General features: G+C 71.0%; 23 protein-coding genes and 1 pseudogene. 13 read left to right on the top strand and 11 right to left on the bottom strand.

What is annotated here, in order from left to right; all coding sequences use genetic code 11:
- Positions 1–253: 253 nt before the first annotated feature.
- Positions 254–691: a CBS domain-containing protein gene (locus tag ACFO0C_RS39780; RefSeq protein WP_378071977.1), complete on the top strand. Its 438-nt coding sequence runs from the start codon at positions 254–256 to the stop codon at positions 689–691.
- 44 nt (positions 692–735) lie between these two features.
- On the opposite strand, the gene ACFO0C_RS39775 is transcribed toward ACFO0C_RS39780, so the two are convergent.
- The 3 genes from ACFO0C_RS39775 to ACFO0C_RS39765 form a co-directional block, all read right to left on the bottom strand.
- On the bottom strand, positions 736–969 hold the full coding sequence (locus tag ACFO0C_RS39775; protein ID WP_378071976.1) for a hypothetical protein: 234 nt from the start codon (positions 967–969) through the stop codon (positions 736–738).
- A 104-nt stretch (positions 970–1073) separates the two neighbouring features.
- Positions 1074–2558 carry a polysaccharide biosynthesis tyrosine autokinase gene (locus ACFO0C_RS39770; RefSeq protein WP_378071975.1) on the bottom strand — a complete coding sequence of 495 codons (1485 nt, stop codon included), beginning with the start codon at positions 2556–2558 and terminating at the stop codon, positions 1074–1076.
- A 97-nt stretch (positions 2559–2655) separates the two neighbouring features.
- Complete coding sequence (locus ACFO0C_RS39765) at positions 2656–3204, bottom strand: hypothetical protein (RefSeq protein ID WP_378071974.1); 549 nt, start codon at positions 3202–3204, stop codon at positions 2656–2658.
- A 181-nt stretch (positions 3205–3385) separates the two neighbouring features.
- Between ACFO0C_RS39765 and ACFO0C_RS39760 the strand changes: the two genes are divergently transcribed.
- Positions 3386–4885 carry an alkaline phosphatase D family protein gene (locus tag ACFO0C_RS39760; RefSeq protein ID WP_378071973.1) on the top strand — a complete coding sequence of 500 codons (1500 nt, stop codon included), beginning with the start codon at positions 3386–3388 and terminating at the stop codon, positions 4883–4885.
- Positions 4886–4891: 6 nt separating this feature from the next.
- Here the strand turns inward: ACFO0C_RS39760 and ACFO0C_RS39755 are convergent, their stop codons facing one another.
- Positions 4892–5194, bottom strand: a complete 303-nt coding sequence (locus tag ACFO0C_RS39755; protein WP_378071972.1) for a protealysin inhibitor emfourin — start codon at positions 5192–5194, stop codon at positions 4892–4894.
- A gap of 94 nt (positions 5195–5288) precedes the next feature.
- Between ACFO0C_RS39755 and ACFO0C_RS39750 the strand changes: the two genes are divergently transcribed.
- Positions 5289–6644 carry a hypothetical protein gene (locus tag ACFO0C_RS39750; protein ID WP_378071971.1) on the top strand — a complete coding sequence of 452 codons (1356 nt, stop codon included), beginning with the start codon at positions 5289–5291 and terminating at the stop codon, positions 6642–6644.
- A 21-nt stretch (positions 6645–6665) separates the two neighbouring features.
- Here the strand turns inward: ACFO0C_RS39750 and ACFO0C_RS39745 are convergent, their stop codons facing one another.
- Positions 6666–7586, bottom strand: a complete 921-nt coding sequence (locus tag ACFO0C_RS39745; RefSeq protein ID WP_378071970.1) for a siderophore-interacting protein — start codon at positions 7584–7586, stop codon at positions 6666–6668.
- Positions 7587–7847: 261 nt separating this feature from the next.
- Here ACFO0C_RS39745 and ACFO0C_RS39740 point away from each other — a divergent pair, with 261 nt between their 5' ends.
- Positions 7848–8315: a response regulator gene (locus tag ACFO0C_RS39740; protein WP_378071969.1), complete on the top strand. Its 468-nt coding sequence runs from the start codon at positions 7848–7850 to the stop codon at positions 8313–8315.
- A gap of 100 nt (positions 8316–8415) precedes the next feature.
- Here ACFO0C_RS39740 and ACFO0C_RS39735 read toward each other — a convergent pair whose 3' ends face one another.
- The 3 genes from ACFO0C_RS39735 to ACFO0C_RS39725 are packed head-to-tail and all read right to left on the bottom strand — an operon-like array spanning position 8416 to position 11691.
- Positions 8416–10071, bottom strand: a complete 1656-nt coding sequence (locus tag ACFO0C_RS39735) for a methyl-accepting chemotaxis protein (RefSeq protein WP_378071968.1) — start codon at positions 10069–10071, stop codon at positions 8416–8418.
- Positions 10072–10124: 53 nt separating this feature from the next.
- Positions 10125–10985, bottom strand: coding sequence for a universal stress protein (locus tag ACFO0C_RS39730; protein WP_378071967.1), 861 nt, complete (start codon positions 10983–10985; stop codon positions 10125–10127).
- Positions 10986–11028: 43 nt separating this feature from the next.
- Positions 11029–11691 carry a type 1 glutamine amidotransferase domain-containing protein gene (locus ACFO0C_RS39725; protein WP_378071966.1) on the bottom strand — a complete coding sequence of 221 codons (663 nt, stop codon included), beginning with the start codon at positions 11689–11691 and terminating at the stop codon, positions 11029–11031.
- 74 nt (positions 11692–11765) lie between these two features.
- Here ACFO0C_RS39725 and ACFO0C_RS39720 point away from each other — a divergent pair, with 74 nt between their 5' ends.
- The 6 genes from ACFO0C_RS39720 to ACFO0C_RS39695 all read left to right on the top strand — a co-directional run bounded on the left by ACFO0C_RS39720 (position 11766) and on the right by ACFO0C_RS39695 (position 17782).
- Entirely contained in the window at positions 11766–12596 is an 831-nt protein-coding gene (locus tag ACFO0C_RS39720; protein ID WP_378071965.1) for a LysR family transcriptional regulator, read from the top strand.
- 164 nt (positions 12597–12760) lie between these two features.
- Positions 12761–13762 (top strand): glutamine synthetase, encoded by a 1002-nt coding sequence (glnII, locus tag ACFO0C_RS39715; protein WP_378071964.1) that lies wholly within the window; start codon positions 12761–12763, stop codon positions 13760–13762.
- 38 nt (positions 13763–13800) lie between these two features.
- Positions 13801–14562: an N-formylglutamate amidohydrolase gene (locus tag ACFO0C_RS39710; protein ID WP_378071963.1), complete on the top strand. Its 762-nt coding sequence runs from the start codon at positions 13801–13803 to the stop codon at positions 14560–14562.
- A gap of 37 nt (positions 14563–14599) precedes the next feature.
- The gene (locus ACFO0C_RS39705; RefSeq protein WP_378071962.1) at positions 14600–14974 is read left to right on the top strand and encodes an STAS domain-containing protein; all 375 of its coding nucleotides are present in this window, start codon (positions 14600–14602) and stop codon (positions 14972–14974) included.
- Positions 14967–15356, top strand: a complete 390-nt coding sequence (locus tag ACFO0C_RS39700) for an ATP-binding protein (RefSeq protein WP_378071961.1) — start codon at positions 14967–14969, stop codon at positions 15354–15356. The genes ACFO0C_RS39705 and ACFO0C_RS39700 overlap by 8 nt, the downstream gene beginning before the upstream one ends.
- A gap of 74 nt (positions 15357–15430) precedes the next feature.
- Positions 15431–17782 (top strand): rhamnogalacturonan lyase family protein, encoded by a 2352-nt coding sequence (locus ACFO0C_RS39695; RefSeq protein WP_378071960.1) that lies wholly within the window; start codon positions 15431–15433, stop codon positions 17780–17782.
- 40 nt (positions 17783–17822) lie between these two features.
- Here the strand turns inward: ACFO0C_RS39695 and ACFO0C_RS39690 are convergent, their stop codons facing one another.
- Together ACFO0C_RS39690 and rho are read right to left on the bottom strand one after the other, a co-directional pair.
- On the bottom strand, positions 17823–19370 hold the full coding sequence (locus ACFO0C_RS39690) for a PP2C family protein-serine/threonine phosphatase (RefSeq protein ID WP_378071959.1): 1548 nt from the start codon (positions 19368–19370) through the stop codon (positions 17823–17825).
- An 86-nt stretch (positions 19371–19456) separates the two neighbouring features.
- A complete protein-coding gene (gene rho, locus ACFO0C_RS39685) occupies positions 19457–20542 on the bottom strand; it encodes a transcription termination factor Rho (protein WP_378071958.1) in 1086 nt (361 codons plus the stop codon).
- Positions 20543–20776: 234 nt separating this feature from the next.
- Between rho and ACFO0C_RS39680 the strand changes: the two are divergent.
- Positions 20777–20990, top strand: a pseudogene (locus ACFO0C_RS39680) (helix-turn-helix domain-containing protein); the annotation flags it as partial.
- 129 nt (positions 20991–21119) lie between these two features.
- Here ACFO0C_RS39680 and ACFO0C_RS39675 read toward each other — a convergent pair.
- Positions 21120–21983, bottom strand: coding sequence for a L,D-transpeptidase (locus ACFO0C_RS39675; RefSeq protein ID WP_378071957.1), 864 nt, complete (start codon positions 21981–21983; stop codon positions 21120–21122).
- Between the two features lie 78 nt (positions 21984–22061).
- Between ACFO0C_RS39675 and ACFO0C_RS39670 the strand changes: the two genes are divergently transcribed.
- Together ACFO0C_RS39670 and ACFO0C_RS39665 are read left to right on the top strand one after the other, a co-directional pair.
- Positions 22062–23060 (top strand): LLM class flavin-dependent oxidoreductase, encoded by a 999-nt coding sequence (locus tag ACFO0C_RS39670; protein ID WP_378071956.1) that lies wholly within the window; start codon positions 22062–22064, stop codon positions 23058–23060.
- Positions 23061–23149: 89 nt separating this feature from the next.
- Entirely contained in the window at positions 23150–24112 is a 963-nt protein-coding gene (locus ACFO0C_RS39665) for an S-4TM family putative pore-forming effector (protein WP_378071955.1), read from the top strand.
- Positions 24113–24177: the final 65 nt, after the last annotated feature.

The following is a 24177-nucleotide window of genomic DNA, read 5'->3' as shown; positions in this document are numbered from 1 at the left end:
GGGTGTGGGAGAGTAGGACGCCGCCGGACTCAACGTATGGAAAGGCCCACCCGGGTATCGGGTGGGCCTTTTCGTGTTTCCGGGACGCGACGACGAGGGCGGTCGCGGCGCAGCCGGGGACTGGGATCTTGCGGTTGGGGAGCGGTGGCCGTACCCGAGAAAGGTTGTCCTTCTTGACAGGGAAGGCTCCGGTTGGGCATAGAAGTGAGTAACGCGGGGCCGACCGGTGCAGGACCAGTGCGAGGGAGGGACGATGCGGATCAGCGACATTCTGCGGGTCAAGGGCGGGCAGGTGGTCACTGTCGAGCCCGATGCGAGTATCGAGCGGTTGTTGGCAGTTCTGGCGGAGCACGGGATCGGTGCGGCCGTGGTGTCGCGGGACGGTTCGGTGGTGGACGGGATCGTCAGTGAGCGGGACGTCGTGCGGGCTCTCGCGGCGCGCGGGGCGGCGGTGCTGACGGAACCGGTGAGTGCGATCGCGACCGCCCAGGTGCGCACGGTCAGTCCGGAGGCGCAGCTGGAGGACGTGGAGCGGCTGATGACCGAGCGGCGGTTCCGGCACGTGCCGGTCGTCGTGGACGGGGCGCTGCGCGGCGTCGTCAGCATCGGTGACGTGGTGAAGAACCGGATCGGGGAGCTCGAGGACGAGCGGAGCACCCTGGCCGGCTACATCACGGGAGAGCGGGTCTGAAAAAGCCGGTGCCACCGCCCTGAAGGCGGTGGCACCGGATTCGGTCACCGGTGGAGCAGGGCGGCTAACCGGTTTCGTCCCCGTGCCGCTGACTTCGCCGAGCGTCGCCGGCTCACGAGCACGGCGGCCGCCGCCGCGACGGCCAGCACCAGGGTTGTCGCGGTAACCGTCTTCTTGGGATTTCGGCGTACGGTTTCGGTCACCCGCTGGCGCGCGTGCTCGGATGTGCCGTTGATGTCGGCGGGGACCTCACTGATCGTGGGCTGGTTCGTGGTCATCGCTCACCTCTCCGGAGAGACTCGCAGGGCCTGCTCGGCCGTATGCCCGTCGTGGGGTGGGATTCAACCCTGCGTAACGGTTCATTCACGCTCCAGGGCCGACGCTAATCCGACAGCACCGCGGGCGTTGTCGTCGATCCGACAGGACTAACCCTCTCGGGAGCGGTGCCGTTGATGATCGGGACGGCGACGGTGCGGGAATCGGTGAACAGGTAGGCCTGGGTGTCCTCGATCGGCACATAGGCGTGCGAGGTCACGCCGGGTGGGGCCACGTCGTCGGCGTCGGACTGCAGGCGGTCGCGGGTGAGCGGCTGGTTCGCCGTCACCGGCCGGGTGTGCGGGATCAGGGCGCCCGCGCTGCGGGGCACGTTGACCAGCACCGGCCTGATGTTGCCGCGGACCACTTCGGCGAGTTCGGCGAGGGCCCGGCGGACCGTCTCGCGGCCGGTTCGGGCGAAGTCGCCGACCAGCAGCACCTGGTCGCTGACCGCGGCGAGGGCGATCGCGTCCGCGGCGGTGAGCACCGCCGGCGAGTCCAGGACGACCACGTCGGCGTGATCCCGGACGGACCGCAGTACCGTGGCGATCCGGTCACTGTCCAGCAGGTCGACGTGGCCGCCACCGGGGACGAGACGACGGTGGCCGGCGGGCAGCAGGCGCAGGTTCCGTACCCCGGTGTCCTCCAGCACGTCGCCGGCCGCGGCGTCACCGTCGAGGAGCATGGTGAGGCCGCGGTCGCCGGGCGCCTGGAAGACCCGGTGCAGCTGCGGGTTGCGCAGGTCGGCGTCGACGAGGACCACCTTGCGGCCGGTGCGGGCCAGGGTGACGGCCAGGTTCGCCGCGGTGGTGGTACGGCCCTGCCGGTCACCGGGACTGGTCACCAGGATCGTCGTGGCCCCGGTATCACGCAGCGACGGCAGCAGGCGGGACCGCAGGTAGCGGTAGGCCTCGGCGGCCGGCGACGCGGGTTCACGGAGCGCGATCGGGGCGTCGGCGCCACGGGAGCGCCGGACGCGGGGGACGGTCGCCAGCACCGGGGCGCCGGCGAGTCGCGCGTAGTCCTCGCGGCTGCGGATCGTGCCGCGGGTGCGGGCCCGCAGGAACGCGGTCACGGTGCCGAGCAGCAGGCCTGCGGCGGCACCGGCACCCAGGTAGGGCAGGAGTGGCCGGGCGGCCGGTGCGGCGGGCAGGTTCGGCTCGCTGAGCACCGAGGTCTCGACGCGATAGGCGGCGTACGACTCGACGAGCGCCCGGGCCCGGACGCGGGCACTGAGCGGGTTCTCGGCGGTGTAGACGAACCGCAGCACGTTCGCCCCCGGCACCGCCTCGACGGTCAGGCCGTCCAGGAACGTGGTGGTGTCCTGGGCGACCCGCCCGGCGGCGGGCAGCGCGACCAGGTCGGAGAGGACGACCTGGCGTTCGTCCTCCAGGTCACGTCCGGTCCCGACGAGCACGGTGGCCTCGGATTCGTAGCCGGCCGGTGCCGACCGGTGCAGACCCCAGGCGGTGCCGACGGCCGCTGTGGTCACCACCAGTACCCAGGGACCGTATCGGCGCAACAGTCGTGCGGTGCGCCCGTACGTCGTCATCGCTGGTGGTCCTCCCCGTCGCCTGACTCTCAGGCCGGGAATTCTTCCACCGTCCGGTCACTCTCCGCGTCGATCGTTCCGGCGATTCTGGACGCACTCAGCGGACCACGGTCAGCCCGGCCCGGCGCGGCGATCGCAACCGCCGGACCGTGTTGACGGTGAGCGGAGCCAGGAACAGGACGGCGGCGTCGCGCACGAACGGGATGACGGCGTCGGAGGCCGACGAGCCGGTGTCGATGACGCCCCAGATCACCGCCGACACGGCCGCCGTCAGCAGCGCGGCACCGGCGAGCAGCGGAAGCGCGGTGGCCGGACGGCGGAACCGGTCGCCGTGACCCCGCCAGTAGCCGGGCAGCCACCGTTCCACGAGCACCGCGAAGAGCAGGGCGGGGAGCACCGCCCACACCGCGACGGTCAGCGACATCATCAGGCCGGCGCCCTGGATCGTCGCGGCGACCGCCGCTGTCGTGGCCAGCATGATCACATCGAAGCGGCGGAGCCCGTGCCCGGCCTGCGCGATCAGCCAGACCGCGGCGACCACCACCGGCGCGAGCGGGAGGATCGGGATCAGCAGGACACCGAAGAACGCGGCCAGGTACACCGTCACGAACACGGCGGATCGCAGGACGTAGCGGGGGTTGCTCACGGCGGCGACGTTCGGCAGGCCACGGCCGGTCCTGAGTCTTCCGGCAAGAGCCCGGCAAAGTCCCGTTCCGATCAGGGCGGCCGGGCGTTCGGCGATTGCTTCCGCTTTCTTGCGGTTCACGTCATCCCGGGTATCCGGACGGCAGCGGTCGCATTCATGCGGCGCCCCGATCGTACGCATCATGACGCGCATCGATCGCCGTTACTTCGTGCTCGGCGGTGTCGCCACCGCCGGATCGCTCGTCCTGCCCTCGTCCGCCGTCGCCGCCACCCCGACCCCGTTCCAGCTCGGTGTCGCCTCGGGCGACCCGGACCCGACGAGCGTGGTGCTCTGGACACGGCTTGCGGTCAAACCGCTCAACGGTGACGGGCACGGTGGCATGCCGAGCCGGCCCGTCACGGTCCAGTGGCAGGTCTCGCCCAACTCCCGGTTCACCCGGATCGTGGCCTCGGGTTCGGTGAACGCGCGGTACACCGACGGCCACGCCGTCCACGTCGTCGCCCGTGGCCTGCAGCCGGGGGCTTCGTACTTCTACCGGTTCCGGGCGCTCGGGCACCTGTCCCCGATCGGGCGGACCCGGACCACCCCGGCCGCCGGGACCTACGGCCCGGAACTGCGGATCGCCGTCGCCTCCTGCGCCAACTACGAGAACGGGTACTACACGGCGTACCGGCGGATCGCCGAGGAGGACCCGGGGATGGTGCTGTTCCTGGGCGACTACATCTACGAGGACACCGGGGTTACGGGGCGGGTCCGGTCGCATGCCGGCGGCGAGACGGTGACGCTCGGCGACTACCGGCGGCGGTACGCGCAGTACCGTTCCGACCCCGATCTGCAGGCCGCGCACGCCGCCGCCCCGTGGCTGGTGGTGCCGGACGATCACGAGGTCGAGAACAACTACGCGGCTCTGGTACGGGGTAACACCCGGCCGGCGTTGACCGCGGCGCAGTGGCGTGCCCGGCGTGCGGCCGCCTACCGGGCGTACTACGAGAACATGCCGTTGCGATCGGCCACCTTCTACCGCCGGGTGCGCTGGGGCCGGCTGGCCAACTTCCACATGCTCGACACCCGCCGGTTCCGTGACGACCAGCCGTGCGGCGACTACTGGCAGGTGTGTGCCGCCGCCGACGCCCCGAACCGCACGATCACCGGGGCGGCCCAGGAGAAATGGCTGCTCGACGGCCTGGCCCAGCACGGGAGCGTCTGGGACGTGCTCGGCCAGCAGGTGTTCTTCGCGCGGTACTTCGACGACGTGGGCGGCGCCAACATGGACGCCTGGGACGGTTACCGGGACGCCCGTGACCGGCTTCAGCGGGGCTGGCTCCAGCGTGGGGTGCGTAACCCGCTGGTGCTGACCGGAGACGTGCACGCGGCGTTCGCCAACGATCTGCTGGCCGACTACCGTGATCCCGGCTCGGCGGTCATCGGCACCGAGCTGATCTGCACGTCGATCACCTCTGACGGGGACGGTACCTCGAAGCGGGAGGTGCCGTGGGCGGGCGTCAACCCGCACATCAAGTTCTACTCGGAACGGCGGGGGTACACGATGGTCACGATCGGGCGGCACGCGATCCGGGCGGACTTCCGGGTGCTGCCGAGGGTCAGCCGGCGGGGCGCGGCGGTCTCCACGGCGGCGTCGTTCGTGGTCGAGGCCGGGCGGCCCGGCCTGCACACGATCTGACCGGTGTCAGCGGGCGGCGCTGGTGAGGAACCGCAAGAGGGGGCGTAGTTCCTCCGGCACGCACGGCTCGGCCACCGTGCCGCGCCAGTGCCGCCCGCCGTACTCGACGGCCAGCTGGTAGCGGGTGAGGTCGGCGTCGGAGGCGGCACCGATCTCCGCACCGACCCGGGTCAGGTCGATCTGTTCGACCAGCCGGGCCAGCTGGGCGGCCTGATCGCGGGGGAGGGTGGCGGAGTCCAGCACGACGCGCAGCGACCGGTCCCGGAATCCGCCCGTCCGGCGCAGCTCGGCTCGTACGCGAGGGGTCACCCTTGCGACGGTGTCATCCGCGCGGCGCGGGCGCTGTCAGATCAAGGGCAGTCCGGCCTTCCCGATATCCAACTATGCCTATAGGTTTTACGCCGTGACATCGATTCAGCTCGCCGCCCTCGCGCTGGCCGCCGTCGTGGCGACCGGGCCGGCCGCCCCGCAGAACCCGTTCACCGCGCCGGCGGGTGGCGCCAGCACCCACGGCGACAGCGCCTCGGCCAAGACCTTCACCGGCCGTGGCCCGGCCGGCAGCGGTGCCAGGGCGACCCGCTACAACCTGCTCGCGGCCTGCCCGACCCTGCTCTTCGGCAGCGACAAGGCCCTGCTCGCGCTCTGCACCGAATACCTGGGGCAGGCGCCGGTGCTGAAGCTGATCGACAAGGCCGGCAGCGGCGCCCTCGCCTCCCTGCCGATCACCAAGGGCTCGCTGCTCGGTGGCGTCTACGCCTACCTCGACCAGCAGAACCAGGTGGTGATCGTCGACGGCAACCGTGACCTGCTGCGCATCGCGCACACGTCGAACTCGCTGACCGTCACGTCACGCCTCTCGCTGGCGAGCGCGATCGCCGCGGACGATGCCGTGGTCGGTGTGATCCCGGCCTATGACGGGCGGGTCTGGTTCGTCACCGCAGCAGGCACCGTCGGTGCCGTCGACACCGCGACCGGTGTCATCGCCACCCACGAGCTGCCGGATGGGGAGAAGGTCGCCAACAGCATCTCCACCGTGCCCGGCCGGTTCGCCGTCACCAGCGACCATGCCCTCTACCTCTTCGACACCACGACGGCCGCGCCGGCACTGCTGTGGCGCCATGCCTACGATCGCGGTGCGGCCCGCAAGCCGGGGCAGCTCAGCTGGGGGAGTGGGGCGACCCCGGTGTTCTTCGGGCCGGTGACCGGCCACGAGTACGTGGCGATCACCGACAACGCCGATCCACACCTCAACCTGATCGTCCTGCCCACCGACGGGCCGGCCGTCCCGGTCTGCGTGCGGCCCCTCTTCACCGACCAGGCCGCCAGCGGTACCGAGAACGCACCCGTCGCGGTCGGTCGCAGCATCTTCCTCACCAATACGTACGGCTACGACTACCCGAAGCTGCCGGATGACGCCGGGGCCAGCGTCCCGGCGGATGCCGACTTCACCGGTGGTGTGACCAGGGTCGATGTGGACGCTTCGGGGGCCGGCTGCTCGGTCACCTGGACGACCGCCACCAGGAGCGCTGCCCTGCCCCGGCTGTCGGTCACTGACGGCAAGCTCTACACGGTTGTTCAGGAGGGGCTGCTCAACACCTTCAGCCTGGCCGCGATCGACTCCGCCACCGGGGTGGTCAGCGATCGGACGACCCTCGGGTTCGGATTGGTCGATCCGCTGCAGACGGCCGGGACGGTCATCGATCGCACCTACTACCAGGGCACCGTCACCGGCCTCGTCCGGATCGAGCCGACCACCTGAGACCCGGCCCGGCCCGGCCGGTCAGCACTCGGGGCGGCCCAGGCGCCAGTAGCCCATGAACGCGACCGCACGCCGGTCGACGCCGCACTCGGAGACCAGGTGACGGCGCAGCGTCTTGATCACCGCCGCCTCACCGGCCAGCCACGCGTAGAAGCCGTCCGGAGCACCCGCCGACTCCTCCGGCACCTCCCACAGGATGCCGGCGTCGACGTCGACATCCTCCAGGGCGGCCGAGGCCGGGGCCGTGCAGTCGCCGAGCAGCTGCTGTGCGACCTCGCGCACCGCGGGGATCAGCGCGACACCGTGCTCGGCGCCGTCACGCGGCAGCCACGTCACCGTGAAGCCGGCCGGCTTGGTGATCTCCAGCCGGTCGGCGGACTCCGGGACTTCCAGCAGCGCGTGACCGACCGTGTCCGCCGGCAGGCGGGACAGGATCGACGCGATCGCCGGGACCGCCGTCTCGTCGCCGACCAGCAGGATCCGGCGGGTCGTGGCCGGCGGGTGGAAGTCGATGCCACCGGAGCCACCGGCGAAGTCGGCGTTGGGCCCGAGAATGCACATCGTCGAACCCGGGCCGGCGGCCACCGCCCAGCGCGACGCCGGGCCGTTCACCCCGTGCAGCACCATGTCGACGTCGATCTCACGCTGCTCGGCGCGAACGTCGCGAACCGTGTACGTCCGGATCGGGTTGCGCTGATCGTCGGGAAGCTCGCGCCACCGGGTGTACCAGTCGGGCCCGGTCGGCAGGTGCTCGTGGCCGGAGTCAGCCAGCGGCGGGATCAGCTTGATCCGCTGGTCCCACCCGTTGTCGGCGAACCGGCTCAGGTCGTCTCCGGTGAACGTCACCCGCAGGAAGTTCGGACTCAGCCGGACGATGCGGGCGACCTCGACCGGGAAGAACCGGAACGGGGACGCTTCGGTCGGCACGACGGTCTGGGTCACGGTCGCCTCCTCGTTTAGGTAACCCTAACCTAACCGCTGCCGGGTCCGGTGTCATCACCGGCCCCCTCCGCACCCCTTTCGCAACCATGATCATCCTGCGATTCCGCGTTCTCCCGCCGATCAGAACGGTCCCAGGGCGGGCCATCGCGTCCCGCCGGCCATCCGGTCCGGGCCGCATCCGTGCGTCCCGCCGACCGCATGGTCCGGGACGCGCCCGTGCGTCCCGCCGGGTCTGAACCGCCCGCGCTCGAAGGAGATGACATGCCGCAGACCCCGTCCGCAACGACCACGGCATTGACGTTCAGCGACGCCGATGCCCTGCCGTGGGTCGCGGACGACTGGGCCGCGGCCCTCCAGCCGCCCACCGTCCTGATCGCCGACGACGACGGTGACATCCGCGACCTGGTAGCCGTGAAGCTGCGCGCCGCCGGTTACCGCATCCTCGAGGCCGACAACGGCCGCACCGCCATGTCACTCGCGGTCAACGAGCAGCCCTCGCTGGTTCTGCTGGACGTCTCCATGCCCGGCCTCGACGGCCTCGGCTTCTGTTACGAGCTGCACTCCTCGCCGCAGACGGCCCACATTCCGGTGATCATCATCAGCGGCCGTGGAAGCCCGTCCGACATGATGCTGGGCGAGATGGTCGGCGCCGAGGACTACCTGGTCAAACCCTTCACGCCGGCGGAACTCCTGCGCCGCGTCGAACACCTGGTCCCTGCCCACATCTGATCGTTTCCGGTCACGGTTCGCCTGCCAGGCCCGCATTGCCGGCAGGCGGACCTTTTCTTTGTACGGCTACCCGCCCCGTACCGGAAAGGACGGGGTGCGCTCAGACCCGGAAACGCTGAACGACCTCGCGAAGCTCGCCGGCCACCTGGGTGAGTTCGCTGACCGACGACTCGGCCTCGCCGAGCGCCGCGGTGGTGGCCTGGGCGGCACTGGCGACGGCGTTGATGTTGCCGGCGATGACCGAGCTGCCGTTGGCCGCCTCGCCGATGCTGCGGGACATCTCGTTGGTGGTCGCGGTCTGCTCCTCGACGGCCGACGCGATGGTCACCTGGTAGTCGTTGATCTCCGAGATGATGCGGGAGATCTCCTGGATCGCGACGACGGCACTGGACGTGTCGGCCTGGATGGCCTCGACCCGGCGGGCGATGTCCTCGGTGGCCTTCGCCGTCTCCTGCGCCAGGTCCTTGACCTCGGTGGCCACGACCGCGAAGCCTTTGCCCAGTTCACCGGCCCGCGCCGCCTCGATGGTGGCGTTGAGGGCCAGCAGGTTCGTCTGCTCGGCGATCGCGGTGATCACCTTGACGACGTTGCCGATCTCCTCCGATGACGTGCCGAGCTTGGCGACCGTGTCGTTGGTCGTCTGGGCGACGCCGACCGCGCCGGAGGCCACCTGGGCGGCGTTGTTGGCGTTCTCGGAGATCTCGCGGATGGACGCGCCCATCTCGTCGGAGCCGGCGGCCACCGACTGGACGCTCGCCGACACCTCACCGGCCGTGCCGGCGACCAGGCCGGCCTGTTCGGAGGCCTCACGGGCCTCCGCGTCCAGGCGGGTGGTGATCGAGGTGAGGCGCTGGGTGACGTCGCTGAGGACCTCGGCGCCGTGGTTGAGCTGACGCACGCTGGTGAGCAGGCCTTCCCGGGCGCGGTTGGTGGCCTCTGCCATCCGGCCCAGCTCGTCGCGGGAGCGGACCTCGGCGGGCACTGTCAGATCGCCGTCGGCGACCGCGCGCAGCGCCGCGGAGACGGTCGCCAGCTGCCGTTTGATGAGGCGCATCACGCCGATGCCGACGAACGCGGCGATGACGAAACCGAGGGCGAGACCGCCGAGCGTCATCCACAGGGCGCGGTGGTAGGCGTCGTTGCCCTCCTTGGCCATCGCGTCGGCGTCGGCCTCCTCGGCTGCCTGCAGATCGTTCATGGCGGTGGCCATCCCGGCGTCGCCCTTGTTGAAGGCGGCGAGGATGTCCTGCGGGGCAGGCATCTCGAAGCCGGCCGGTGGCGCCTCCCGGAAGATGATCACGTTACTGAGGGCACGGTGGTACTCGACGGCGTCGGTGAAGGCGGCCAGTTTCTCCAGCCGGTCGGTGGCGCCGGATTCGGTGGCGATCTCGCGGTAGGCGGCGAGCGCGTCGTCGATCCTGGCGGCGGCCGCGGTCTTGTCGTCGAGACCCATCTGCTTGAGGTCGGGGTTGTTGCCGGTGACACCCGCGTTGTACTTGAGGGCGCTGCGGAACCACTCGGTGAGGCCGTAACGCATGTTCGCGATCAGTTCCATGCTGTCGACATGCTGGTTCTTCATGTCCTGGAGGCTGTCGCGGAGGGTGGCGATCCGGGTGAGGGCTACCGCGGTGACGGCCACCGCGACGAGGGCCACGCAGGCGGCGGCGATAGTGCTCTTCATGAGCAGGCTGCGGTCGCCGAGGACGCGTTCCAGCAATGTGCGCCGGATCGGCGTCGGGGCGGTGTCCTGCTGCATCACCTCACTGTAGGAGCCGTTACGGGTGAATTCTGGCAGATTGCCCAGGAGGGCTAGCGGCCGCCGTGTACGAGAGCGATGCTGCACCGGGCCCGATGCAGCAGGTGCCGGCCGATCGACGGGCGCAAGGTCACCCGCAGCGCCCGCCGGACGCGTGCCCCGGCCACCACGAGCTGCGCGCCGGCCGCTGCCTCGGCCAGCACCTCGCCGGGCGCACCGACCAGGACCTCGGCGCTGACCGGGACGTGCGGGAACCGGCCGCGCCAGCAGTCCACCACCGCCTCCAGGCGACGGCGCTCGGCCGCGACGGCACTCAGGTTGGCGTCGCAGAGCAGGTCGCCGCCGCCGGGTGCCGGCCAGCCGTGCACCGCCCGGACCGCCACGCCGCGGACCGCGGCCTGCTCGAACGCGAACCCGAGAACCGTGGCGGCGGCCGGCGAGTCGTCCACCCCGGCCACCACCGGATCGGTGTCACGGGGCTCGCCCCGCACCACCACGACCGGGCAGCGGGCGTGCGCGCTCACCGACCCACTCGTCGAACCGAGCAGGGCCCGGACCGGCGAGTGCCGCGGACCGCCGACCACCACGAGTGCGGCCTCGGCACTGCGCTGGGCCAGGGCGACCGCGGCCGTGCCGTGCTCGACCCGGGTGCGCAACCGCACGCACGGGTGGGTGGTCGCGGCCGTCTCCAGGGCCCGGCCCAGCATCTCGCCGACCGCGTCGTCGGTGTCGGCGTCGGGATAGACCGCGGCGGCCGGCATCATCGCGGCGGCGGGGACGTAACTCGGCCACTCGTAGGCGTAGAGCAGCTCCACTGTGGCGCCGGTGCGCTGTGCCTCGTCGAGGGCCCATCGTGCGGCCTTGCGCGCGTCGGGCGAGCCGTCATAACCCACGACGATCCGCTGAGTGGCCACGGCGCCTCCTCCTACGTCCTCCCCTGATCGTCGTGGGTCGGCGTCACTTCTTCAAGACCGCCACGACGGCTTCGGCGACTCCTGTCGAGGAGGCCGGGTTCTGCCCGGTGACCAGGCGCCCGTCGGTGACCACGTGCGGCTGCCAGTCGGCGGCGCCGGTGTGTTTCGCGCCCAGCTCCTCGAGACGGCTCTGCAGCAGGAACGGCACGACCTCGGTGAGCCCGGCGGCGCTCTCCTCGCTGTCGGTGAACGCCGCCACCTGCCTGCCGGCGACCAGCGGCGTGCCGTCGGAGAGGGTGAGCCCGGTCAGGGCGGCCGGCCCGTGGCAGACCGCGGCCACCACGCCACCGCGCTCGTAGAGGTCACGGGTGAACCCGGCGAGGGCGGTGTCGGACGGGAAGTCCCACATGGCGCCGTGGCCGCCGGCGAACAGGACCGCGTCGTAGCCGGCCGGGTCGAGGTCGGCGAACCGTGGCGTGCCCGTCAGATCGACCTGCTCGGTGAACTCCCGCTGCACCGGGTCGGACAGGTCGGCGCCGTCGACCGGGGGCTCGCCGCCGGCCACCGAGGCGAACTCGACCGTGTAGCCGGCATCGCTGAAGACCCGCCACGGGTGGGCGGCCTCGGGGAGGTAGTAGCCGGTGGAACGCAGGCCGCCCAGGTCGCCGTGACTGGTGAGGCCGATCAGGATCGTGTTCGTCGTCATGCCTGAACCATGCCCCCGGGGAGCCATCGGGAACCAACAGAAAACCTGATGCCGGCAATAGGAATACTGATGTCGTGCTCGATCTGCTGCATACCTTCCTGGCCGTCTACCGCGCCGGCACGATGACCCGTGCCGCCGAGTCGCTCGGCCTGTCCCAGCCGACCGTCACCGGCCAGTTGCGCAGCCTGGAGGCGCGGATCGGGCAGCCGCTGTTCGTCCGCGGAGCCCGGGGCGTGACACCGACGGCGGTCGCCGACGACCTGGCCCGGCGTCTCGACGGGCCGATGGACGCGCTCGCCGGGGTGGCCTCCGGGCTGCTCGGGTTGCCGGCCGCCGGGCGGACCCTGCACCTGGGTGGACCGGCCGAGCTGATGAGTGCCCGGGTGCTGCCCGCGCTGGCCGGGGTGATCGCGGGCGGTACCGACGTCCGGGTGCGCCTCGGCCTGGCCGACGACCTGCTCGCCGAGCTGTCCGACGGGCGGCTCGACCTGGTGGTCAGCGCGATCCGCCCGCGCCGCGCCGGGCTGCACGCCGAGCCGCTGTGTGACGAGGAGTTCGTGCTGGTCGCGGCACCGGGGGTGGACTTCTCCCGGCTCCTCGCCTACGCCGAGGAACTGCCGATCATCCGGCGCTGGTGGCGGCACGTGCTGGGTGTGCCGCCACCGAGGCGGGCGGCCCTGGTCGTACCGGATCTGCGCGCTCTGCGGGCCGCGGCGGTCGCCGGGGTCGGCGCGACCGTGCTGCCGCGGTACCTCGTGGAGGAGGAACTGCGGTCCGGGGCGCTCGTCGACCTGATGCCGACCGAGGATCCGCCGATCAACACGCTCTATCTGGCCACCCGGACCGCGGCCCGGGATCTGGGCGGTGTCCGTGACGCCCTGATTTCGGCGGCTGGTAACTGGTGAACGTTACCGGGATCACCCATCCACGGTGCGGGATCGGAAACAAGGAGTTGATCTGAGGCGGATATCGTCCTCGCGCCGGGCCTGGGTTTACCACCTGTTTATCAGTGTTGTTCAGGCTTAGCGGAGTACGCCCCGAGTACGCCAGTTTGAGGAGAAAACGCACAATGGCTGTCAAGGCCGAGTACCTCTGGGTCGACGGAACCCAGCCCACCGCGAAGCTGCGCTCCAAGACCAAGATCCTCGCCCCCGGCGAGAAGCCCGGCATCTGGGGCTTCGACGGATCCAGCACCAACCAGGCGCCCGGTGACAAGTCCGACTGCGTTCTCCAGCCGGTGTTCGTCTGCCCCGACCCGATCCGGGGCGGTGACAACATCCTCGTGCTGTGCGAGGTCGAGCTGATCGACGGCACCCCGCACCCGACCAACACCCGCGCCCCGCTCCGCGCGGTCGCCGAGAAGTACGCCGACCAGGAGGCGATCTTCGGCATCGAGCAGGAGTACACCTTCTTCAAGGACGGCCGCCCGCTCGGCTTCCCGGTCGGCGGCGGCTACCCGGCCCCGCAGGGTGGCTACTACTGCGGCGTCGGCGCGGACGAGGTCTTCGGCCGTGAGATCGTCGAGGAGCACATGGACGCGGTGCTCGCCGCGGGCCTGCACCTCTCCGGCATCAACGCCGAGGTCATGCCCGGTCAGTGGGAGTTCCAGATCGGCCCGGTCGGCGCTCCGCTGGTCGCCGACGAGCTGTGGGTGGCCCGCTGGCTGCTTTACCGCATCGCCGAGAAGCACGGCGTCTCCGCCACCCTCGACCCCAAGCCGGTCAAGGGCGACTGGAACGGTGCCGGCGCGCACACCAACTTCTCCACCAAGGCCATGCGTGAGGGCTACGACGCGATCATCGCGGGTGCCGAGGCGCTGGGCAAGAAGCGCCAGGAGCACGTCGACGGCTACGGTGCCGGCATCGACCAGCGCCTCACCGGCCTGCACGAGACCGCCCCGTGGACCGAGTACAGCTACGGCGTCTCCGACCGCGGCGCGTCGGTGCGCATCCCGTGGCAGGTCGCCAAGGACGGCAAGGGCTACATCGAGGACCGTCGTCCGAACGCCAACGTGGACCCGTACGTGGTCACCCGCCTGCTGATCGACACGATCTGCTCCGAGCTGGCCTGATCGGTCTCTTCGAAAGCCACCGCGCGTACGCTCGCGCGGTGGCTTTCGACGTTCTTCCCGGCGATTCCACGTCGCCGGTGATCCTGCACGTTCCGCATTCCTCCCGGCAAATCGTCGAATCCGGGCTATTTCCTGAAATGGTCGCGGAGGAATTGGATCAGCTGACCGACGCGCACACCGATCTCATCGCGTTTCGTGCCGCCGACCTCGCGGAGAAACGGCCGTGGATCTTCGTGAACCGGCTGTCGCGGCTCGTCGTCGACCCCGAGCGATTCGTCGAGGACGAGATGCTCGCCGTCGGCATGGGCCCGGTCTACACCCACGGCCACGCGGGGCGACGGTTGCGCGCCGATGACCCGGCCCGCGACGCGATCCTCCTGGAGACCCTCTTCCAGCCGTACGCCGAAGCGATGACCACCCTCACCGGGCGACGTCTGGCCGCCACCGGGCGGGCGCTGGTGCTCGACGTGCACTCCTATCCGACCGCGCGGCTGCCCTACGAACTGCACGGCGACGGCCCCCGCCCACCCGTGTGCCTCGGCACCGACCCGTTCCACACCCCGGAACCGCTGATCGCCGCCGCCCGGTCCGCGTTCGGCGACACCGGCTTGAACAGCCCGTTCGCCGGATGCTACGTCCCGCTCGAGTACTACCACCGCGACCCCGCCGTCCAGGCGCTGATGGTCGAGGTCCGCCGTGACCAGTACATGATCGAACCCGGCGGCGCGCCCACCGGCGGTCTCGAACGCATCGCCCGGGCCCTGGCCACCCTCGTCGATACCGTCCCCCGGACGGGCTGACCGGCGATCGCACCTATTTCGTGGCAAGGATGACATGATGGCCGAGGCAGGCGGGCGGCCGCCGGGAAGGGCACGGCGATCGATGGCGAACTTCGAGGCGCGGACCTCCGCCGCGAGCGGCCGGATCACGGTGTCCCTGACCGGTGAGTGCGACCTGTCGACCCGGGAGCATCTGACCGCCGTCCTGCTCGACGCGGTGCACCGGGCCCGGGCCGTCTTCGTCGACCTGGCCCGCCTCACGTTCATCGACTCCAGCGGGGTGCACAGCCTGATCACCGCCCATCACGCCGCCAAGCAGACCGGCGGGCACGTCTACGTGATCAACGCGGCCGGCCCGGTCGCGGCGGTCCTCGAGATCACCGGCCTCGACACGCTGCTGGGCGCCCCCGCCGAGGAGCGCCGCCATGTCTGACCTCTCCGCCGAGGCCGTCGACGGCATGTTCTACGAGGTTCCCGACGACCTCCGTCGCGTCCGTGTCTTCGTCACCGAGCGGGCGCTCGCGCTCGGCCTGCCGGAGACCCGGATAGAGGTGCTCACCCTCGCGGTCAGCGAGCTCACCACCAACACGCTCCAGCACACCAGCGGCGGCGGCCACATCCGGATCTGGGCCGAGGACGGCCGCCTGGTCTGCGACGTCGTCGATCAGGGCCCGGACCGCCCGTTCGGTCGCGCCATGCCGGCCGCCGAGGCGGTCCGGGGCCGGGGGCTGGCCATCGTCGAACGGGTCTGCGACGCCGTCTACACCACAGCGGTGCCCGGCGGGACGCTCGTACGAATCTGCCTGAATCTATGAAGTTTCTGTAGTCGCGTGGTCGGTGCGGCATCTACACGGTGTCCCCTGCATCCCCATGCGAAAGGAACATCCCCATGTTCCCCTCAAGACGACGCCACGGCCTGGTCGCCGCCGGTGTCCTGACGGTGGCCGTGCCGGCCGGACTCGTGGCCGTGTCCATGCTCCCGGCGGACGCGGCGACGACCCCGGTCGCCGGCGGTGTCTACACTCTGGCCTCCGGATCCAGCGGCAAATGCGTGGACGTCACCGGCGCCTCGGCGGACAACTCGGCGCCGCTCGTCCAGACCGCCTGCAACGCCGCGCTGACCAACCACCAGTGGAAGGCCGTCGCCCAGGCGAACGGCCAGTTCAACCTGGCCAACGGCAACAGCGGCCGGTGCGTCGACGTACCCTCCGCCGGCACCACCTCCGGCCTCCAGCTCCAGCAGTACGGCTGCGGCGACGGCACCAAGACCAACCAGCTCTGGACCTTCACCGCCTCCACCGCCGCGACCGGGAAGTTCCTGGTCAAGAGCGTCGCCACCGGCCTGTGCGTCAGCAACAAGGACGGCTCCACCGCCGGCAACAACCCGATCGTGCAGGAGACCTGCTCGGACATCGCCCGCATGCAGTGGAGCTTCAACTACGTCTCCGGCCCGACGGCCACCCCGACGGCCACCTCGTCCACGCCACCGGCCACCGGCCGCCAGATGGAGGACCTCGACCGCGGCCTGATCAGCGTCCGCTCGGGCAGCGCCAACCTGGTGTCGTGGCGGCTGCTCGGCACCGAGGCACCGTCGACCGGCTTCAACGTCTACCGCGCCGGCACGAGGCTGAACTCGTCGCCGGTCACCGGCTCGACGAACTACCTCGACGCGGGTGCGGCCGCGAACGCCTCCTACACGGTCCGGGCCGTCGTCAACGGCACCGAACAGGCCGACTCGCCCGCGTCACTGACCTTCGCCAACGGCTACCTCGACGTGAGATTGCAGGTCCCGGCCGGTGGCACGACGCCGGACGGGGTCGCCTACACCTACTCGGCCAACGACGCGTCGGTCGGTGACGTGGACGGCGACGGCGACTACGAGATCGTCGTGAAGTGGGACCCGTCTAACGCCAAGGACAACTCGCAGTCCGGCTACACCGGCAACGTCTACGTCGACGCCTACACCCTGCAGGGCGCCCGTCTGTGGCGCATCGACCTGGGCCGCAACATCCGCGCGGGCGCGCATTACACCCAGTTCCAGGTGTACGACTACGACGGCGACGGCAAAGCGGAAGTAGCCATGAAAACCGCCGACGGAACGGTCTCCGGAACCGGCGTGACCATCGGTTCCGCCACCGCCGACTACCGCAACTCGTCCGGCTACATCCTGTCCGGTCCCGAATACCTGACCATGTTCAGCGGCCAGACCGGCGCCGCGCTCTCCACCGTCAACTACACCCCGGCCCGCGGCACCGTCTCGTCGTGGGGCGACAGCTACGGCAACCGGGTCGACCGGTTCCTGGCCGGCACCGCCTACCTCGACGGCGCCCGCCCGTCGCTGATCATGGCCCGTGGCTACTACACCCGTGCCGTGATCGCCGCCTGGGACTTCCGCAACGGCACGCTCACCAGCCGCTGGACCTACGACTCCGGCAACAGCAACGTCGGCGCCTACGGCCAGGGCAACCACCAGCTGTCCATCGCCGACACCGACGCCGACGGCAAGGACGAGATCATCTACGGCGCCGCCGCGATCAACGACAACGGCACCCTGATGTGGCGCAGCGGCCTCGGCCACGGCGACTCCCTGCACGTCGGTGACCTGATCCCCGCCCGGGCCGGCATCGAGGTGTACCGTCCGTCCGAGTCCACCTCCCAGCCGACCGACGCGATGCTCGACGGCCGTACCGGCGCGGTGATCTGGTCCCACGCCTCGTGCGGTTGTGACAACGGCCGGGCGGTCGCCGGCGACGTCTACGCCGGCAGCCCCGGCGCCGAGGCCTGGTCCTCGTCGGTGTCCACCCTGACCAGCGCGACCGGCGCGGCGCTGGGCCGCAAGCCGTCGTCGACGAACTTCCTCGCCTGGTGGGACGCCGACCCGGTCCGCGAACTCGTCGACGCCACGCGCGTGGACAAGTACGGCACGGGCTCCGACACCCGCCTGCTGACCGCCTCCGGGGTCGCCTCCAACAACAGCACGAAGCAGACCCCCGCCGTCTCCGGCGACCTGCTGGGCGACTGGCGCGAGGAGATCGTCTGGCGCCTGTCCGACTCCTCGGCGCTGCGCATCTACAGCACCCCGACCCCCACCGACCGCCGCATCCACACGTTGATGCACGACTCCCAGTACCGGGTGGCCATCGCCTGGCAGAACACCGCCTACAACCAGCCCCCGCACCCGAGCTTCTTCCTCGGCGACGGCATGACCACCCCCGCACAGCCCGACATCTACGTCCGCTGACCCACCCCGTCCAGGCCCCGGCGCACCCCGCGCCGGGGCATCACTTCTCCGGCGATCCCGGTTCGCTCGCCACCGGGAACACACCGGTGGTCAGCACGCGGACGGCGAGGGTGCACGTGTCGTCGTCGGGGCTCGGGGCGTACAGCATCCGGTGGATGCGGGCCAAGGGTTCCGGGCCCGGATCGGCGGAGACCGACGACAGGTGTGCGCGGATCTCCGCCGAGCGGCCGTCGACGCCCCGGTCGCGACGTTCGACCAGGCCGTCGGTGTAGAAGAGGATCAGGTCGCCCGGCTCCAGGTCGGTGCTCGTCGTCGGGAAGTCGACCTCCGGCTCGGCGCCGAGCAACAGGCCCGGCGGGCGTTCCAGGTCGGTGCCGCGGCCGCCCCGGCCCAGCATCGGCGGCGGGTGGCCGGCCCTGGCCCACGGCAGTCTCCGGGTCCGGGGGTCGTAGATCGCCACCAGCGCGGTGCCGGTGATGCCGAGCTGCGCGCACAGCCGGTTCATGTGCCGCAGCAGCTCACCGGGCTCGCGGATACCGATCGACAGCCACGCCACCAGCGCGAACCGCAGATGGGCCATGCCACTGGCGGCCTCCAGGCCGTGCCCGGCGACGTCGCCGATCGCCAGGGCGACGAGGCCGTCCGGCAGTGTCTGTGCGTGGTACCAGTCGCCGCCCACCCGAGCAGCGCTCTCCGCCGGCAGATAACTGACCATCGCCTCCAGGCCGGCCAGCTCGAAGGGAGCCCTCGGCACCGGCTGGATCATGTTCTGCAGCTGGCCGGCCAGACGATGCTCGGCCAGGGCGGTCATCTCACGGGTCCGCAGGCGGTCGCTCAACGACTCGATCTCGGTACGGGAGTCGACCCGCGCCGTCACGTCCTGCACCACCGCGTAGATCTTCACCGGCGTGCCGGACGCGTCCCGGGCCACGTCGGACAGGATCCGCAGGTGCTTCACCCGCTCACCGATGTGGAATCGGACCGTCACGTCCGAGGTGGCACCGCTGTCCAGGGTCTGCCAGGCCGCTTCCGAGATGCCCCGGTCGTCGGGAAGCATCGCGCGGGCCTGATCCGTCCGCGACAGCGGTCCCGCGGCGGGATCCCGGTCGAAGATCCGGTACATCCCGGGGGACCAGTCGGCGCGCCCCGTCGTCAGGTCGAACTCGGACCAGCCGAGACTGCCGAGCGCCTCGGTGTGCTCCAGCCGTCGCTGGTACTCGTCGACCCGCTGCCACCAGATCAGCAACCCGCCCAGCACCCGGTGGACGCTGATCTCGAACCGGGACTCGGCGATCACGCCCGAGCGACTCTCCTCGAAGCGGAACTCGTCCATCCGGCCGGAGACACCGGTGGACATCACCTCGAGGTAGAGATCCCACAGCGGGCCGCCGATCACCTGCGGGTACAGCTCGCCGATCAGGCTGTCGATGCGCTGCGTGCCACGGCCGAAGACGTCCCGGATGGTGTCGCTCGTCGCGGCGATCCGGAAATCGGTGATCGAGCCGTCCGGCCCGCGGACCGGCAGCGCCCAGGTGCAGCCCACCGGAATCGCGGCGAGCAACTCCCGCACCACGGCCTCATCCGCCATCCGGGCAGCCTATCGGTGGAACGTTTCCCACGGGCCCTGCCGTGGTCCACCGTCACCCGGGTGTCGGTCGGAGGACGGACGGCGGCTTACTGGCCGTACCGGATGAGGGTCTGCAGGAACGCCGCGTTGGAGGTGCTGGAGCGCAGCCGCTTCAGGAAGCCGGGCATCGCGTCGCGGGGGTTTGCGCCGGTCAGGGCGCGTCGCAGATGGGTCACCGGCGGGAGTTCGGCCGGGTGCAGGAGGTTCTCGTCGTGGCGGGTGCCGGAGGCGGCCACATCGACGGCGGGGAAGACCCGGGATTCGGCGAGCGCCCGGTCGAGTTTGAGGTCGGCGTTGCCGGTGCTCTTGAGTTCCTCGTAGATGAGGTTGTCCATGGCGGAGCCGGTCTCGACGAGGGCGGTGGCGATGATCGTCACCGATCCGCCGGCGTCGAGGGCGCGTGCCGCCCCGAGCAGGCGTTTCGGAGGGTGCAGGGCGGTGGTGTCGAGCCCGCCGGAGAGTGTGCGGCCGCGGGCCGGGGCGGCCAGGTTGTACGCGCGGGCCAGCCGGGTCAGCGAGTCGAGCAGCAGGATCACGTCCTCGCCCTGTTCGGCCAGGCGTTTCGCGCGTTCGGCGGCGAGTTCGGCCACGGCGGTGTGCTCGTGGGGCGGGCGGTCGAAGGGCGAGGCCACGACCTCGCCCTTGACGGTGCGGCGCATGTCGGTGACCTCCTCGGGGCGTTCGTCGACCAGCAGCACCATCAGGTGGCAGCCGGGATGGTTGCGGGTGATCGCGTCGGCGATGTCGTGCAGGACGGTGGTCTTCCCGGCCTTCGGGGGTGCGGCGATGATGGCGCGCTGGCCCTTGCCGATCGGCATGACCAGGTCCAGGACCCGGGTGGTCAGGCGGTTCGGGTCGGTCTCCAGGCGCAGGCGGTCGTGCGGATGCACCGATGTGGACTGGTAGAAGTCCGGCCGTGGGCCCGGTGGCCGGCCGTTCACCGAGGTCAGCAGGAGTTTCCGGTCGGTGGTCCAGGTGCCGGTCACCCGGTCGCCGCGGCGGAGGTGCAGTCGCCGGGTCTCGCCGCGGGCCAGGGGGAGGTCGGTGGGGGAGGGTGCATAGCCGTGCGGGCGCAGGCAGGCACGGTCGTCGGTGATGTCGACGAGGGCGTCGACAGGTACGGGTTCGGACATGGGTGGGACTCGATTCGGTGGGGGCGCCGTGCGTGGCGCTGCGACGCCGATACAGGGGAGGCCGGCTGTGGTGCCGGGAGAAGTGCCCGGGCTGTCGAACGGCGCCGGGAGATTTCGATCATCGGGGGCGATCTGATTCGCCTGCATCCGGGATCGGAGTTGGCCCCACCTTAGCACCGCGCGACGATTCCGGCGATGATGGCTGCGGACGGACACGCGGGGAGGGAGACCGGGATGCCACTGTTGCGGCGGGTCATCGGGGCGGTTCTGCGGCGGATCAGGCTTGGTCAGGGTCGCACTCTGCGGGAGGTGGCCGCGGCGGCCGGGGTGTCGCTGCCATACCTGTCGGAGGTGGAGCGCGGCACGAAGGAGGCGTCGTCGGAGGTGCTGGCGGCCATCTGCCGTGCGTTGGGCCTGCCGATGCCGGATCTGCTCGACGAGGTGCGCAAGGAGATGCTGCGGCACACCGTCCCGGCGTCCCGGACCATCACCAGCCTGGCAGCTGACCGGGGACGGGGCCCGCGGTGCTCGGCGGCCCGCTGGATGGTCTGCGCGACCACGGCGTCCCGGGTCGCCGTCAGGCGGTGACGACGACCGGCGTGCCCGGATCGACCTGGGCCAGTAGTTTCCGCATGCCGGCGGGCGGGGTGCGCACACAACCGTTGGAGACGTCCCGGCCGAAGGCGGACGTGTTCGTCCAGGCGTGGATGCCGGTGTGCGCGCCTCGCAGGCTGGCCGCCAGCTTCTCCGGCTCCTCGGGCACCGAGCCGAGCACGAGCGCGTCCAGCCCGGCGTAAACGGCGCCGGACGTGCCCGTACGCCCGAGCACGAAGGTGCGGCCGAGCGGTGTCGGCGTCTTCGTGGCGCCGACCGCCACACTCCACCGGGCCTGCTCCTCGCCCTCGCGCAGCCATGTCATCCGGCGCTCGGCCAGGCTGACGACGATCTGGTCACGCAGCGGCTCGGGGCTCCACCCGGCCTCGGGAACCCAGCCGATGGTGCGGTTGGACGACGGCGCGAGGACGGCGGCCCACCCGTTCTCCCGGGCGACGATCGGGACGACCACCGGCAGGCCGCTGATCCGCGCCGGCAGGAAGGCGCGGGGCCGGCCGCCGGGCGCGTCGTACAGCGCCATCTGGGTCTCGGGCCGCAGCGCCTCGGTGATCGGCACCACCGAACCCGGCTCCGGGTCGGCGGGCAGGCCGCGCGGGCCTTTCGCGTAGGCGATGACCGGCAGGTCGGCGGGTGGCTCAGCGGCCGGCGGCACCGCCGGTGACGGCTCGGCCGCCGTCGAGGGGGTCGCGGCGGAGACGGTCGGCTGGGCCAGCCGTGCCGGGTCCGGGTCGCTGCCGCGGGACAGGCGGATGCCCACGAGAACGGCGACGACCAGCACGATCGCCGTCAGCATGAGCAGGTTCCGTCGGGTCCGGCCGGCAAGCATGCGCCAAGGGTAGCGTCGGCCACGAACGGCGCAACAATGCCGTCAACCGCTGCAACAATGCCGGACTAGCATGATCATATGCTGCGCAAGTTGGGCTTCCTGACCATCGGACTGTTCGACGAGGCGGATCCGCGCCGCGGCCACGAGTCCACCCTGGAGATCATCGAGCTCGGGGAGCGCCTCGGCTTCGACAGCGCCTGGCTGCGCCACCGCCACCTCCAGTTCGGCATCTCCTCCCCGGTGGCGGTGCTCGCCGCGGCGAGCCAGCGCACCAGCCGCATCGAGCTGGGCACCGCGGTCACCCCGCTGGGCTGGGAGAATCCGCTGCGCCTGGCCGAGGACCTGGCCACCGTCGACCTCCTCTCCGGCGGCCGGCTCAACCCGGGCATCAGCGTCGGCCCGCCGATGAACTACGAGCGCGTCCGCGACGCGATCTATCCGGACACGGCCGACGCGGAGGACTTCAGCTTCACCCGGGTCGAGCGATTCCTCTCCGCGGTACGGGGTGAGCCCCAGACCTCGTTCGCCGGTTTCGAGGGGTTCGAACAGTTCTCCGACCGGGTCCAGCCGCATGCCCCGGGTCTCGCGTCCCGCCTCTGGTACGGCGGGGGCAGCCTGCGCTCGGCGCGGTGGGCCGGCGAGCACGGCATGAACTTCCTGACCAGCAGTGTCGTGAAGGCCGAGGAGTCGGAGGATTTCGACCGGATCCAGCTGTCCCACATCCGCACCTTCCGGGCTCATCACCCGGACGGTGACGGCGCGCGGGTCTCGCAGGGTCTCGTGGTGATCCCCACCGACAACGCCACACCCGCCCAGGTGGCGAAATATCGCGAGTATGCGGAGAAGCGCACCCCGCGCACGGCGCAGCCCCAGGGCCCGGCCCGGATGATGTTCGCCCCGGACATCGTCGGCTCCTCGGCCGAGATCGCCGAGCGGCTGAACGAGCGCGCCGCCTTCCGTGAGATCGACGAGGTGGCCTTCGCTCTGCCGTTCACCTTCGAGCACGACGACTACGAACAGATCCTCACCGACATGGCGGGGCACCTCGGTCCGGCCCTCGGTTGGCGAGCAACATAGCCGCCATCTGGAAAAATAGATGAACGTGGCTATTTATCGGGGCTAATCTTGGCGTACCAGATCAGTTCTCTGGGCAGGCGGTGGCGCGCATGTCCGATCGCAGGTCCGTGGTGCGGCAGCGGCAGCTGGACCCCACGCTCTGTCACCTTCTCCGTGCGATGGCGGTGTCGCACGCCCGCGTGCAACGACTGGCCGCGCTGAGGATCGCCATCTCGGTCGCGCTGGCCGTGACCGGCCTGCTGGCCATCCTCGCCGGCTCGCTGAACGCCACGCCGTTCACCCGCTCGCTGAGCATCACGGTCACCGTCGCCGGCGCGCTCTGGGCCCTGATCTACTCGCTGGGCCTGGCCTCGTGGGCGCACCGGGAGCTGTTCCGGGCGGCGCTGCTGCAGGAGACGTTCGAGGTGCGGCTCCTGCACCTGGGCTGGAACCACGTGCTGGCCGGTGACGAGGTGCCGGCCGAGGACGTGCACAAGCTGAGCAGCCGGTTCCGTGGTTCGGAGGACTCGCTGCGGGCGTCCTACGCGATGCCGAACATGCCCATCCCGTTCGACGTCCTGGCCCGCCAGCAGCAGAACCTCGCCTGGGGCGGCCGGGTCCGCCGCCGCTACGCCCGCACGGTCCTGGCCGGTCTGCTCGCCTGGACCGCGTTCGGCCTGTGCACCGCGATGCTCCGGGGTTCGACGGTCACCGATTTCCTGGTGCAGTGGTGCGTACCGTCGCTGGGTCTGTTGATGCTCGGCTGGGACACCTTCCGTGAGCAGCGTGGCATCTTCACCGATCGCCGCCGGGTGGCCCGCTGGTCGAGGGCCCGCTGTCTGCACGCGGCGCCGTCGAGCCAGCAGCCGGCGGTCCGCCAGGATCTGTGGTTGATGGCCCGGCAGGTCCAGGACCAGCTGTTCCTGACGCGCCGCCGGGCGCCCCGGGTCCCGTCGTGGTTCTTCCGCCGCTACTACCTCCAGGACAGCAGCGATTTCACCGCCGGGCTGGCCGAGATGCGCCGCTCCCTGATCGACGCGGGCCTGGACATGCGGACCCACCGCCGCCCCTGACGGCGTCCGGGCCGGTTCGTGAGCCGTCGCTCAGGCACCTCGAGAGCGGCCGATGAGGTGTCGCA

The organism is Actinoplanes subglobosus, from assembly GCF_042650585.1.
GTDB lineage: Bacteria > Actinomycetota > Actinomycetes > Mycobacteriales > Micromonosporaceae > Actinoplanes > Actinoplanes subglobosus.
The sequence above is the reverse complement of the archived record's forward strand: the minus strand, read 5'-3'. Positions and strand labels throughout refer to the sequence as shown.